Annotated in this window: 12 protein-coding genes; 5 read left to right on the top strand and 7 right to left on the bottom strand. The window is 67.4% G+C overall.

Features of this window, described 5'->3' with window-relative positions; all coding sequences use genetic code 11:
• Window positions 1-20: 20 nt before the first annotated feature.
• From BW39_RS27650 to BW39_RS27635, 4 genes are all read right to left on the bottom strand, one after another.
• Window positions 21-1,169 (bottom strand): acyltransferase family protein, encoded by a 1,149-nt coding sequence (locus tag BW39_RS27650; protein WP_013804553.1) that lies wholly within the window; start codon window positions 1,167-1,169, stop codon window positions 21-23.
• A 500-nt stretch (window positions 1,170-1,669) separates the two neighbouring features.
• Window positions 1,670-2,515: a tRNA-uridine aminocarboxypropyltransferase gene (locus BW39_RS27645; protein ID WP_152547332.1), complete on the bottom strand. Its 846-nt coding sequence runs from the start codon at window positions 2,513-2,515 to the stop codon at window positions 1,670-1,672.
• 8 nt (window positions 2,516-2,523) lie between these two features.
• On the bottom strand, window positions 2,524-3,135 hold the full coding sequence (locus tag BW39_RS27640; RefSeq protein ID WP_013804555.1) for a class I SAM-dependent DNA methyltransferase: 612 nt from the start codon (window positions 3,133-3,135) through the stop codon (window positions 2,524-2,526).
• Between the two features lie 90 nt (window positions 3,136-3,225).
• A complete protein-coding gene (locus BW39_RS27635) occupies window positions 3,226-3,612 on the bottom strand; it encodes a VOC family protein (RefSeq protein ID WP_013804558.1) in 387 nt (128 codons plus the stop codon).
• A gap of 139 nt (window positions 3,613-3,751) precedes the next feature.
• On the opposite strand from BW39_RS27635, the gene sbcD reads away from it, so the two are divergent.
• The 4 genes from sbcD (at window position 3,752) to BW39_RS27615 (ending at window position 10,011) form a co-directional block, all read left to right on the top strand.
• Window positions 3,752-5,029 (top strand): exonuclease subunit SbcD, encoded by a 1,278-nt coding sequence (gene sbcD, locus BW39_RS27630; RefSeq protein WP_043825388.1) that lies wholly within the window; start codon window positions 3,752-3,754, stop codon window positions 5,027-5,029.
• A complete protein-coding gene (locus BW39_RS27625) occupies window positions 5,026-8,511 on the top strand; it encodes an AAA family ATPase (protein WP_043825387.1) in 3,486 nt (1,161 codons plus the stop codon). Before sbcD ends, BW39_RS27625 begins: the two co-directional genes overlap by 4 nt.
• A gap of 255 nt (window positions 8,512-8,766) precedes the next feature.
• Window positions 8,767-9,375 (top strand): hypothetical protein, encoded by a 609-nt coding sequence (locus BW39_RS27620; RefSeq protein ID WP_034366885.1) that lies wholly within the window; start codon window positions 8,767-8,769, stop codon window positions 9,373-9,375.
• 108 nt (window positions 9,376-9,483) lie between these two features.
• Window positions 9,484-10,011, top strand: coding sequence for a lysozyme inhibitor LprI family protein (locus BW39_RS27615; protein WP_326923867.1), 528 nt, complete (start codon window positions 9,484-9,486; stop codon window positions 10,009-10,011).
• A gap of 37 nt (window positions 10,012-10,048) precedes the next feature.
• Here the strand turns inward: BW39_RS27615 and BW39_RS27610 are convergent, their stop codons facing one another.
• The 3 genes from BW39_RS27610 to BW39_RS27600 all read right to left on the bottom strand — a co-directional run bounded on the left by BW39_RS27610 (window position 10,049) and on the right by BW39_RS27600 (window position 12,309).
• The gene (locus tag BW39_RS27610) at window positions 10,049-10,507 is read right to left on the bottom strand and encodes an RDD family protein (protein WP_013804563.1); all 459 of its coding nucleotides are present in this window, start codon (window positions 10,505-10,507) and stop codon (window positions 10,049-10,051) included.
• Window positions 10,508-10,618: 111 nt separating this feature from the next.
• Complete coding sequence (locus tag BW39_RS27605; protein ID WP_016452086.1) at window positions 10,619-11,683, bottom strand: asparaginase; 1,065 nt, start codon at window positions 11,681-11,683, stop codon at window positions 10,619-10,621.
• Between the two features lie 119 nt (window positions 11,684-11,802).
• Window positions 11,803-12,309, bottom strand: a complete 507-nt coding sequence (locus BW39_RS27600) for a glutathione peroxidase (RefSeq protein ID WP_013804566.1) — start codon at window positions 12,307-12,309, stop codon at window positions 11,803-11,805.
• Window positions 12,310-12,550: 241 nt separating this feature from the next.
• Here BW39_RS27600 and BW39_RS27595 point away from each other — a divergent pair, with 241 nt between their 5' ends.
• Complete coding sequence (locus BW39_RS27595; protein ID WP_013804567.1) at window positions 12,551-13,120, top strand: ferritin-like domain-containing protein; 570 nt, start codon at window positions 12,551-12,553, stop codon at window positions 13,118-13,120.
• Window positions 13,121-13,132 lie beyond the last annotated feature (12 nt).

Here is a 13,132-nt window from a genome sequence, read left to right as displayed (position 1 = left end):
TTTCGGCGCGCTGCCGGCATTCAGGCCGGCTGCGCCTGCGGCTGGCGCTCGCCGCCCTTGCGCTCGCCATCGCGCATGCGCAACGCCCAGCGCTCGATCGTGTAGAACGACAGCGCCGACAGCGCCACCGAGATCGCCAGTCCCAGCGCCACCACCACGGGCCACGAGAAGTCGGCGCGCAGATAGCGCACCACCGGGTAGTGCCAGAGGTAGACGCCATAGGACAGGCGGCCCAGCTTCACCAGCGTGGGCGACGACAGCATGTCGAAGACCAGGCCCGAGCCCTGGCTTGCCGCCACCAGCAGCACCACGGCGGCGCATTCCACCACGGTGATGCCCCAGACCATGGCGTCCTGGTTGTCCCATTGCAGCGCCATCAACAGCGGCACGGCCAGCGGCACCCACATGGCGTGGTGCATGCGCGCCTTCAGTGCAGCGATGAAGTCGGGCCGCTCGATCATCACCGCCGCCAGCAGCGCACCGGCGAACAGGCCCGAGGCACGGGTGTCGAAGCGAAAGAAGATCTCATAGAAGTGCTGGCCCTGGTCCACCCAGTACACGCGCCACAGCCAGCTCAGCGCCCACAGCAGGGCAATCGGGCGCCACAGACGGCCCGGCTTGGAAAAGCGCAGCAGCAGCACCAGCAGCGGCGGCCAGATCAGGTAGAAATGCTCCTCCACCGACAGCGACCACATGTGCAGCAGCGTGTCCGGGCTGTCGAAGAAGGCGATGCCGTAGTCGGCCAGATAGAGGATGGAGACCAGCGCATCGGTGTAGATGTCATTCAAGTCCGGCCACAGCAAGGGCGCGAAGATGCAGTACGCGCCCAGGAACAGGGCCAGCGCCGGCATCAGGCGATAGAAGCGGCGGCGATAGAAGCGCCAGAAGCCGATGCGGCCTTCGGATTCGTTCTCCATCAGCAGCAGCGAGGTGATCAGATAGCCGCTGAGCACGAAGAACAGGTCCACCCCGAAGAATGCGCCATCGAACAAAGGCGCATGGGAGTGCGACAAGATCACCAACAGGATCGCCACGCCCCGCAGCCCGTCAAGGGCGGGGTTGTAGTGCAGTTTGAAATCCTTGACCACCAAAACCGGACACCTTTCCAACGCCGGGGCATACGCCCCGGGCCATGAACAAACCCCATGAAAAATGGAGCACGCGGACATGGCGCAGCCGTCCCCGGGAGGGTCGCAACGCATGGTCCAGCGCGATAAGAGAGACGGCACGCCCCAAGGTTCCCGGCGGATGCTGTGACCAGCAATCCGCGAGCCGCGGCTGCGGCGCACCTGGAGGATGCGGGCCGCCTCTACGGGCGGCCCTGCGTGCACGAACATGCCCTGCAGTACAGGGCAATGGCTGATGAATTTCAGCGAAATCCGATTTTAGCCATCACCGCCTGCGGGCCAGGTTCGATGGACATTCGGCCTGGAGTCCTGGGTCACCCCGCCCCGCCGCCTGTCCACCTCTCATCGCACGCCGCGAGTATGGGCAGCGCACCGCGGCCGGAACGTAACAGGAAGTTGTCGCCGCCGCTGCTGCGCCCTGCCTCACGCCGCCCTGTTGAGCCACTGGCGAACACAGGGCAAGGGGAGTTGGATGCGCTGTCAACAATTTGGAACAAAACGACGCCAATCCCAATGAACACAAGCGTTCACCGCTATCGTTTTTATTCTTCAGGCGTACAGCGGGATGAGACTGCGTCCTGCAGACCACGGCGCGCGCCACTGTCTGCCTGCACCGGCTGCTGGTTCTTGGCGCGCAGATAGTGCTCGGTGAACAGCGCCAGGTAGCTCTCCAGCGCGCGGCCTGCGCGCCGGTCGCCTCCGTCGCCCGTCAGCTCCAGGCACAGGGCCGCCACCTCGCTGGTGCAGAAATGGTCTTCGCGCTGGGAGCGACGCAGACGGTACTGCGACACCTGGTCCGGGTGCAGGCTCAGCACCGGAAAGCGGTCCAGGTAAGGGCTCTTGCGGAACATCTTGCGCGCCTCGGGCCAGGTCGCGTCCAGCAGGATGAACAGCGGACGCCGGCCTTGGTTCGGTTCGACCCCGGCTCGGGGCGCCGACAGCGCATGCACCACGCGCTGCGGCGGCTCCACGAACTCGCCGGGAAACACCACATAGGGCTGCCACTGCGGATCATCGAGCAAGGCCAGCAGGCCCGCATCGGCCTCGGTGCGCGCCCAGCCGAAGGCATGCGTCTGCTCCACCACATCGGCGATCAGCCAGCCCGTGTTGCTGGGCTTGAGCGGCTCGGCATCGTGCATCAACAGGCAAAAGCCCGCCCGCGTCGGCAGCATGGGACGCAGCGCGCAAAGGCAGTGCGAAGGCCGCAGCCGGCATCCCTCGCAACGCTCACCGCGCGGCCCGCCGCGTGACAGAAAGGGCCGCGTGCTGCGCGCCAGCCGCTGCGTGCGCAGCCGCGAGACCGCATGCGGCGCCACGCCGGAGTCCACGCCGCGCAGATAGGACAGAGGCACGCAGGCATCCTGCGCCGCAGCAGGCACAGCTGACATTTCCAGGCTCATCCCACGCTTTCCAGCTCGAACAGCGGCAGCTCGGCGCGGCGGCTCAGCCACACGCCGCCTCCCAGTTCCTTGAAATGCTCGGCCAGCCCGCGCCGGTACAGATCGGCCCGGTGGCGGAACAGGCGCGGATCGGTCAGATCCTCATCGATCACGCCGCGTTCGTAATCCTCGCGCGCCACCGCCTCCACATACAGACCGCCTCGGCTCAACCGCCCCAGATTGGCCAGCGCGCGCTTGAGATCCGGCGGGCTCAGATAGGGCAGCACGCCCTGGCAGATCACCAGATCGAAGGGCTCTGCAGGATCATGCGCCGCATAGTCCACCACCGAGCCGCGCTCCCAACCGAAGCGCCCGCACAGGTACTCGCTGAACTCCACGCCGTGGTAGCTGGCACCGGGGAAGTGGCGCTGCACCGCTTCGCGCCACAGACCGATGCCGCAGCCCACATCCAGCACGCGGCGCACGGGCACGCGCACATAACTCAGATAGGAACAGACGAAAGCGCCCAGACGGTTCACATGCTCGGTATCGACCACGCTGGTCTTCTTGTCGAAGTAGTAGCGCTGGTAGTACGCCTCGTCGAACCACTGGTCACTTGCTGATTGCACGCATTCTCCTTGGGGGTGAGCGCCCGGCGGGCGCGTTCGGGCGGGAGTATGGCGCAGAGGGGTTTGTATATGCCGGGATGCGGTATTCGCTCAGGCCTTGGGCGGCCGATGCAACAGGCACAGCTTGTTGCCATCCAGATCCCGCACATAGGCCAGGTACAGCCGGCCACCGGGCGAAGCCTCGCGCCAGCCGGGCGGATCCTCGCAGGTCACGCCCCCGGCTGCCACGGCGGCGGCATGGGCCGCGTCGGCCTGCTCGGGCGACTGCGTCGCAAAGCCAATGGTCGCGCCATTGCCGTGGCAGGCAGACTCGCCGTTGATCGGTGTGGAAATGGCAAACGTGCCGCCCGCGCTGCGGTAGAAATAGCGGTTCTTGTTGGCCATGCCCGGGGCAACGCCGAGCGCGCCCAGGAATGCGTCGTAGAACTGCTTGGATTTTTCGAGGTCGTTGACCCCGACCATGACGTGGCTGAACATGCCTGTGTCTCCTTGGTTGATGCGAACCGGGATGTTAGCTGCGGCACGCCGTCCTGCTGTCACCCATGCGCGCCAGCGACCATACTGTCGCCCCCGCCACAGCCGGCGGACATTGCACCGATACCGCGATACCGAAACCATGCGCCTTCTTCACACTTCCGACTGGCACCTGGGCCAGCACTTCATGGGCAAGAGCCGCCAGGCCGAGCACGCTGCGCTCATCGACTGGCTGCTGGAGCAGGTCGATGCCCAGGCGGTGGATGCCGTGCTCATCGCGGGCGATATCTTCGACACCGGCGCGCCGCCCAGCTATGCGCGCGAGCTGTACAGCCAGCTGGTGGTTCGCCTGCATGCGGCGGGCGTGGCCCTGCTGCTGCTGGGCGGCAACCACGACTCCGTGGCCACGCTGGCAGAGAACCGCGAGCTGCTGGCCTGCCTGGACACCACCGTGGTTGCCGCCGTGGGCGAGACGGCCAGCCACGTGGTCGAGCTGCCGCTGCGGCGCCGGCCGGGGCAGCCGGCCGCGCCCGGCTGCATCGTCTGCGCCCTGCCCTTCATGCGCCCGCGCGACCTGGTGCTGAGCCAGCCCGGCCAGAGCGCCGAGCAAAAGCAGCAGGCGCTGCAGGCCGCCATCGAGTCCTGCTACCGCAGCGTGCACGACGCCGCCATGGCACGCCGTGACGCGCTGGCCGCCGCATCCGGCCAGCGCCTGCCCATCATCGCCACGGGCCATCTCACCACCGTGGGCGCCAGCAGCAGCGAGTCCGTGCGCGAGATCTACGTGGGATCGCTGGACGCCTTCCCCACCTCGGCCTTTCCGCCCGCCGACTACGTGGCCCTGGGCCACATCCACCAGCCGCAGAAAGTGGGCGGCCTGGAGCACATCCGCTACAGCGGCTCGCCCATTGCGCTGAGCTTTGACGAGGCCCGCCAGTCCAAGCAGATGCTGCTGGTGGACCTGGGCCCCGAAGGGCTGCAGGCCGTCACGCCGCTGCCCGTGCCCTGCTTTCAGCCCATGGCCTCGGTGGCAGGCAGCCTGACCGCCTTGCCGGATCTGATGCGCGCCGCCGCCCAGACCGGCAGCCCTGCACGGCCCGTGTGGTTGGAGGTGGTGGTGGAGCAGGACGACTACCTGCCCCAGCTCACCGACCGCGTGCAGGCCCTGGCTGACGAGCTGCCCGTGGAACTGCTGCGCGTGCGGCGCCAGCGCGGCCGGGCGGTGGCCGGCATGACCGCCGCCGCTGGCGAGTCGCTGCATGAGATCAGCCCCGCCGACGTCTTCGAGCGCCGCCTGGCGCTGGAAACACTGGAGCCCGGCCTGGCCCAGGCCCTCACCCGGCGCTACCAGGAAGTGGTGGCCGGGCTTGACGCGCCCCAGCCAGGCGCCGGCGAACACGGCGAGGAGGCCCGCGCATGAAGATCCTTACGCTGCGGCTCAAGAACCTCAACTCGCTCAAGGGCGAATGGCGCATCGACTTCACGCAGGCACCGTTCGCGGGCAACGGCCTGTTCGCCATCACCGGGGCCACGGGCGCGGGCAAGTCCACCCTGCTCGATGCCATCTGCCTGGCGCTGTACCACCAGACACCCAGGCTGAACAACATCTCGGCATCGGCCAACGACCTCATGACGCGCCACACGGCCGACTGTCTGGCCGAGGTCGAGTTCGAGGTCAAGGGGCAGGTCTACCGCGCCTTCTGGAGCCAGCGCCGCGCACGCGACAGGCTCGATGGCGCGCTGCAGGCGCCCAAGGTGGAACTGGCCCGGGGCGACGGCAGCATTCTCAGCAGCCAGACGCGCGACAAGCTGGAGCAGACCGCCGCCATCACTGGCCTGGACTTCGAGCGCTTCACCAAGTCCATGCTGCTGGCCCAGGGCGGCTTTGCCGCTTTTCTGCAAGCCAATGCCAATGAGCGCGCCGGCCTGCTGGAAGAGCTGACAGGCACCGAGATCTACGGCCTCATCTCGCAGAAAGTCTTCGAACGCGCCCGCGACGCCCGCCAGCGCCTGGACCAGCTCAAGGCCCAGGCCGATGGCGTGGAGTTGCTGACGCCCGAGGCGCGCGATGCCCTGCAGGCCCAGGCCGACAGCCTGGTGACGGAGCAGGCCACGCTGCAGGCCGACTACCTGCGCACCCAGGCCCAGCACCAATGGCAGCAGCAACTGGCCCAGGCCACCCAGACACTGCAGGCCGCCCGCACCGGCTGCGCAGACGCCGCCCAGGCACTGGAGCAGGCCGCGCCCGAACTGGAAAGACTGGCCCATGACGAGCCCGCGCAGGCGCTGCAGCCGCTGCACCAGGCCTGGCAGCGCAGCACCGCCGCCTGCGATGACAGCCGCCAGCAACTGCAGCAACTGCGCGAGCACGAACAGCAGACCCAGGCCCGGCTGCTGCTGCAGCACCGCCATGCCCAGGCCCTGTCCGCCCGCCTGGCCCAGGCCGCGCAAGACACCCTGGCCCGCCAGCAGGCCGAGCACCAAACGCTGGAACAGTTCTGCACCCACCATGCCGCCCACGCCCTGCTGGGCGAGCGCCTGGGCAGCTGGCGCCAGCAGTTCAAGCTGCGCGCCAGCCAGCAACAGCAAGCGGCCAGCCAGCAGCAGGCCCTGCGCAAGCTGGATGCCGAACAGGCCCGCATGGCGCAAAGCGCCGAAGCCGGCGCGGCCCAGGTCCAGGCCGCCACCGACGCCCAGGCCCGCGCCAGCGCCGCACTCCAGCACGCGCAGGACGAACAGGCGCAGCGCCTTCAAGGCAGCGGCGGCATGGCCGAGCTGCGCGCGCGCGAGCAGGCAGAGCAGGACCGCCTGCACCTGTGGCGCCAGGCAGAAACCCAGGCCGCGCAGCGCCGCGAACTTGCGCGCCAGCAAGCTGCGCTGGAGCAGGAATTGCGCGATGGAGAGGCACAGGCGCGGGCGCAGGACACATCGCTGCAAGCCCTGCGGCAGCAGTACAAGAGCGTCAAGGAACAGGTCGCGGACAAGCAGACCCTGCTCCTGCAGGAGCAGCGCATCCAAAGCCTGTCCGAGCACCGCCACGCCCTGCAGCCCGGCCAGCCCTGCCCGCTGTGCGGCGCGCACGAGCACCCGGCCGTGGCCGCCTACGAAGCGCTGGACGCCTCGGCCACCGAAGCCGCGCTGCGCCGCAAGCAGGATGAACTCGACGCCCTGCAAACCCAGGGCGAAACCGCCCGCGCCACGCTGGCCGCCACCACGGCCGCGCAGGCTGCGCGCCAGCGCCAGGCCGACGAACTGGAACAGGACATCGCACGCTGGCACGGCACATGGCACCACACATGGCAGGGCCTCACGCAACCCCTGCAACTCGCGCCAGACAGTTGGCAACAGGCCGACACCCTCGCCGCATCGGCCCAGGCCTGCGCCCGGCAGCTGGACACGCTCAAGCGCGCCGTGCAGGCCGCCGAGCAAGGCGAGCAGGCCGTGCAACAGGCCAAGGACGCCGCCCAGCACAGCCGCCAGTCACTGCAGACCGCGCAAGGCCAGCTTGCGCTGCAGCAGCAGGCCCTGGCCGACCACAGCGCACGCCGCGAAGAACTGCAGCAATCCATCGCCGGCCTGCAGGCCGAAGCCCAGGCGCTGAACGCGCAGTTGCAGGCCTCACTCGGCGAGGCCGGCCACACCCTGCCCGACGACGCCCAGCCCTGGCTTGAAGCGCGCGAAGCCGAATGGCAGCACTGGCAACAGGCCCGGCACGACCTGCAGCAACTGGCCCAATCCATGGCCTTGCAGCGCAAGGAATGCGAGGCGGCCGAGGCCGATGCGCAGCGCTGGAAAACACAGTGGGAGGCGCAGTGGGAGGAGCAGAGAACGGCGCAGCCCCATCCCGCCGATACGGCTGTGGCAGAGCCGCCTTCACTGCCCTTGCCGCCCGTGGAACAGCTGCCGCAGGCCCTGGCCGAATGCGCCAGCGACATCGCCGCTCTCACACGCCAGCAGGATGCCCTGCAAGGCCAGCAGCAACAGGCCCAGGCCACGCTGGCCCGCCAGCGCGAGGAAGCGGCCCAGGCCGAATCCGCATGGCAGGCCGCCCTGGGCACCAGCCCCTTTGCCGACGAACCCACCTACCTGCAGGCCCTGCTGCCCGCACCCGAACGCCAGCGCCTGGCCGCGCTGCGCCAGCAACTGCAGGCGGCACAACAGCGCGCGGCCACCCTGCTGGAAGCCGCGCAGCGCGAGCACGCGCAACTGCAGGCCCAGGCCCTGACCGACCTGGCACCCGAAGCCATACAGGCCCTGCTGCAAACACTGCAGGAGCGCCATACGGCACTCAGCGAACAACTGGGCGGCGCCCGCGCCCAGCTGGCCGACGACCAGCGCCGCCGCCAGGGCCAGCAGGCCCTGTTCGAGCACATCGCCGCCCAAGCCAGCGACAGCGACCTGTGGCAGCACCTGGATGGCCTCATCGGCTCGGCCAAGGGCGACAAATACCGGCGCTTCGCCCAGGGCCTCACCCTGGACCACCTGCTGCACCTGGCCAACCTCCACCTGGCGCGCCTGCACGGCCGCTACCTGCTGCGCCGCAAGCCCGAGGGCGAGCTGGAACTGGACATCGTCGACAGCTGGCAGGGCGACACCCCGCGCGACACGCGCACGCTATCGGGCGGCGAAGCCTTCCTCGTCAGCCTGGCCCTGGCCCTGGCGCTGTCCGACCTGGTCAGCCACAAGACCTCCATCGACTCCCTGTTCCTCGACGAAGGCTTTGGCACGCTCGATGCCGACACGCTGGAGATTGCCCTCGACGCACTCGACCGGCTCAACGACAGCGGCAAGATGATCGGCATCATCAGCCACGTGGAGGCGCTCAAGGAGCGCATCGCCGTGCAGGTGCGGGTGGAGAAAGGCGGTGGCGTGGGGCATTCGAGGCTGGTGGTTTCTTCGTGATCCGAAGCGTTTCAAAATCTCTTAGGCTGTTGTTTTGAAAAGAATTTCGGTACGTTTCTGGTTTTTTGAGAAACGTACCGAAAAAGGCTCTTTCGATTTCTGCCGGTAAGTTGTTGCGTGCTACCGCTTCGCCCGACTCTGCTTGCGGGGCTGTGAGTCACTACAGAACTGTCACCAAACTGCCTCCCAACGCCTGCACCATCCTGCGGGCACGGCCTGCGTGGCCGCCGTTCACTCCTTTTCAAGGACCGTTCCATGCAAGTGCGCTTTCCCAATCCCTTCGGCCTGGCCCTGCCCGACGCCCAGGCGGTGCGCGAGTACCAGGCCGCGCAAGGCTTCTCCGACGCTTACGCGCAGTTCCTGATCACGCAGAACGGCCTGGACTTCGACCGGCTCGAAGCGGCGCCCGACCGCGAGGACTACCTGCAGGCCGACGACGAGACCGGCGACAACCACGCCTGGCTGCGCACCCTGCACCACTTCCGCGCAGGCTCGGAGCACTGCGACGTGGAGGACCATCAGCGCGAGAACCTGTTTGCCGCGCACTTCATGGTCATTGGCCATGACCCCGGCGGCAACCCCTTCGTGGAAGTGCTGCACGGCGCCTTCAAGGGCCGCATCGGCAGCCTGGACCATGAACTGTTTGCAGGCTGCGAGGACCTGGAGCAGTTCCTCGAAGAAATGGAACTGAGTGGCTTTGCCGCCGCCAGCGTGGACGAGCAGACCGACATGCTTTGCGACGAAGACCAGGGCCTGATCTGGTTCCACGCCAGCAGCATGGACAGCTTCGTGCAGCAATGCGTGTTCTGCGACGAGGACGGCTCGGGCTTCGTGGTGGACGAGCCGGGGTTGGAAGAGGATTGAGCCACGGGGCGGGGAGGCCGGTGCTCGTGCGCAAGGGAAACCACTGCGCATTGGCATGACCGGTGGCTTGGCGTTCGCTTGCGGTTGCTCGCAACCGGCCAATCAGGCATGCCAGAATGCCCGGCGCCTTTGCGGCCATCGTCATTGCATCGGGATCAGGCAGCCCGGCCTCTTCGGATTCAGGACCTCCACATGCGAGCAATAAAGCTGACAACCCTGGCACTGGCAGCCTGCATTCCTCTGTGGAGCCTCGCCACGGAAATCATTTCTCAACCCGATGAACGCGCCTTGCGCGAGGAATGCAGTGCCCACTCCCAGGCCGGAATGCGAGACTGCCTGGCACGCAGGCTCGCAGACAGCCACAAGGCCTTGAAGCAGGCCGAGGAACAGGCAGCCAGCGCACTGGGGCAATGGGATGAGGATGCCAAATATGCCGCACAGGCCAAGGCCAGGCTGTCCGCCTCCGGCAAGGAATTCACGCAGTACCGCGATGCCCAATGCAGCTGGCTTGCTTCTCTGGCTGGCGGCGCAGCCGGCAACGCGACGGAGATCAGGCGCCTGTCCTGTGCTGCAGCACTGAACTTGGGGCGGGCTGCGCAGCTGCGCGACGCCACATCCGAGCTGCCGTTGAAATAGCACGGAGCGCCCGCTGCGGGCGCGCCTAAGGTGCGTGTCAGCGGAACTTCACCGGCTGCACCCCCCGGTGCTTGGGCCTGACCACCACGGTGCCCGCAATCTTGTCGTGCCAGCCCTGCTTGCGCGGGTCAAAGGCCACCCAGATCAGCCCCAGGCACAGCGGGATGATGGACACGAAGTAGGCCAGGTAGCGAATGATGGCCTGCCGTGTGCTCATGTCCGCGCCGGTCTGCGCGTCCACGATCCTGGCGGCGATGAGCATCTTGCCCGGCGTGGCCTGTTTCTTGATCCAGAAGATGACGACGGCAATGGCAGGCAGCACCCAGGTGATGACGAAATCGGCCGGGCCGTGCAGCAGTTTTTCGGACTCCAGGTACTCCCAGCCATAGATGGAGATCAGGGCCGGAAGCATGAGCACGAGCAGGATCACGGTGTCGATCAGCGCGGCGCCGGTACGGGCCCAGAAGCCCACGTATTCGAGATCGTCATCCTGCATGGTGCGCCCTGGTTGGCATATGAGGCTGCCAGTGTGCCACCTCGGTGTCCGCCAGAAATGCCGCGCAAGGCCAGGGCCTGCGCGGCGGGCTGCGGCGGCCTATCGGTCGAACTATCGATCGAATACTGCCTGCAGGTCCTTCTGCCCCGTCACGCCGGACTGCAGCGCCAGCATCAGCAGGATCCGCGCCTTGGGCGCGCGCAGATCGTCGGCCATGACGGCGCCGGCCTCGAACGAGGTCTTGCCGCCGCCCTCGAAGCCGTAGCTGGGCATGACGCGGCCGTTGTGCACGCGCGTGCTGACGACCACGGGCACGTTCTTGCCGATGGCGTACTTGGCGGCATCGAGCATGGCGACGTTCATGTTGCCCATGCCCAAGGCGTCGATGACGATGCCCTTGACGCCACGGTCCACCGCCTGGCGCACGGCCTGGCCGTTGGCGCCGCCGTACATGGGAAAGATCTCCACCTCGGGCATGGTCTGCGCCTGGATGGGCAGGTGCTGGCGGCGCGCGGGGGCGGAGGCGAAGCTGACGCGGTCCGGGTAGACCTCGCCCAGAAAGCCGAATTCACCCGAACGGAAGGTCTCCACGTTGGCCGTGTGTGTCTTGGTGACGTAGCGCGCGGCGTTGATCTGGTTGTTCATGGCCAGCATGGCGCCCTTGTCGCGCGCCTTGGGGTCCACGGCGATGCGCACGGCGTTGAGCAGGTTGCGCGGCCCGTCGAAGTCGGACACCGAGGCATTGCGCTGCGCGCCTATGAGCACGACGGGCTTGGACGACTGCACGGTCAGGTCCAGCCAGAAGGCGGTTTCCTCCAGCGTGTCCGTGCCGTGCGAGACGATGGCGCCGGCCACCTCAGGGCGGGCCAGCGCGGCCTGTACGGCCTGGGTGAGCTGCACCCAGCGGGCCGGGTCCATGTAGTCGGAGGGCACGTTGGACAGGTTGTTGACCTGGATGCGCGCGTACTTGCCCACATCGGGCACGGTGGCCAGCAGGTCGTCGCCCGAGATCGCGGGCACGGGCGCGTTCTTGACCGGGTCGATCTTCATGGCGATGGTGCCGCCCGTGGCGATGAACTGGACCACGGGCTTGTCCTGGGCGGCGGCGCTGGTAGCAATCATGGGCAGGGTGCAGGCAGTGAGCAGGGCGAGGGCGGTGCGGCGGAAGGCTTTCACGGGTGTTGTCTCCTTGTTGTGATGTCAAGGAGCATGCTAACCATGGCGTGCGGCCGGCCCGCGCTGCAGGCCCTGCGTGAAACCCCGATGGACAGGCGCGATCAGCGCGCATCAGCGCATCAAAGCGCCAGCGCGGCCTCGATGTCCGTGGACAGCTTGGCCGGCGCATCCTGGGGCGCATAGCGGCGGATGACCTGGCCGTCGCGGCCAACGAGGAATTTGGTGAAGTTCCACTTGATGGCCTTGGTGCCCAGCACACCCGGCGCCTCGGCCGTGAGCCAGCGGTACAGCGGGTGGGCGTTGGCGCCGTTGACGTCGATCTTGCCCATGAGCGGAAAGCGCACGCCAAAGTTCAGGTCGCAGAAACTGGCGATTTCCGATTCGCTGCCCTTTTCCTGGGAACCGAACTGGTTGCACGGAAAGCCCAGCACCACCAGGCCGCGCTCGCCGTACTGCTCATGCAGCGCCTGCAGGCCGGCGTACTGCGGCGTGAAGCCGCAGGCGCTGGCGGTGTTGACGATGAGCAGCACCTTGCCGCGATAGTCCGACAGGGGGACAGCCTGGCCCGTGATGGAGGTGGCCTCGAAGTCGTAGGCCGAGCGGGGTGCGGCGGCGGTGTCATTCATGCGGGTGCTCCTGGAGTGGAGCGCCCATGGTAGCGCCGGGATACCCAGGGACACCCAGGGGCGCGCTGGCCGGGCATGGGGATGCGGACTTGTCTCACAGACAGCAGGCGGCCAAAAACTTACCTTGGAAGGCAACAGGCGGGCATATCGGCCCGCCTGGTCCCGTTTCGCTGGCAGGTGTTTACAAGCCGCATAGGCGCATGCCTGCCGTAGTTTCCGTCCCACGATGAAGAGACCACGTATGAACCCCAACAGCACCCCCACGAAGCAAGCCAAATCCAACGCCGGCAACGGCCACCTGGCGCTGGACCCCAAGGCCCTGGAGGCCGCCAAGCACAGCCTGGACGATGGCGCCGTGACCCCGCACTTCGGGCCCTGGCGCGAGGACATCATCAAGCTGCTCAATGACTCGCTGGCCACCGAGCTGGTGTGCGTGATGCGCTACAAGCGCCACCACTTCACGGCCGTGGGCCTGGCTTCGCCCGCCATTGCCGACGAGTTCCTGGTCCATGCCAACGAGGAAATGGCCCACGCCGACAAGCTGGCCCAGCGCATCGTGCAGTTGGGCGGCGAGCCCGACTTCAACCCCCAGACGCTGACCCAGCGCAGCCATGCCGACTACAACGGCGAGATGGACCTGAAGGCCATGATCCGCACCAACCTGATCGCCGAGCGCGTGGCCATCGAGGCCTACAGCCAGATGATCGACCTGATCGGCGACAAGGACCCGACCACGCGCCGGCTGATCGAATCCATCCTGGAGCAGGAGCAGGAACACGCGGACGAGCTGTCCGACTGGCTGGAGAAATAAGCACTTCCCGCC

The organism is Delftia sp. RIT313, from assembly GCF_000632165.1.
In the GTDB taxonomy this organism is placed as follows: Bacteria; Pseudomonadota; Gammaproteobacteria; order Burkholderiales; family Burkholderiaceae_C; genus Comamonas; species Comamonas acidovorans.
Note: the sequence above shows the minus strand (reverse complement) of the source record. Positions and strands in the feature narration are given on the sequence as shown.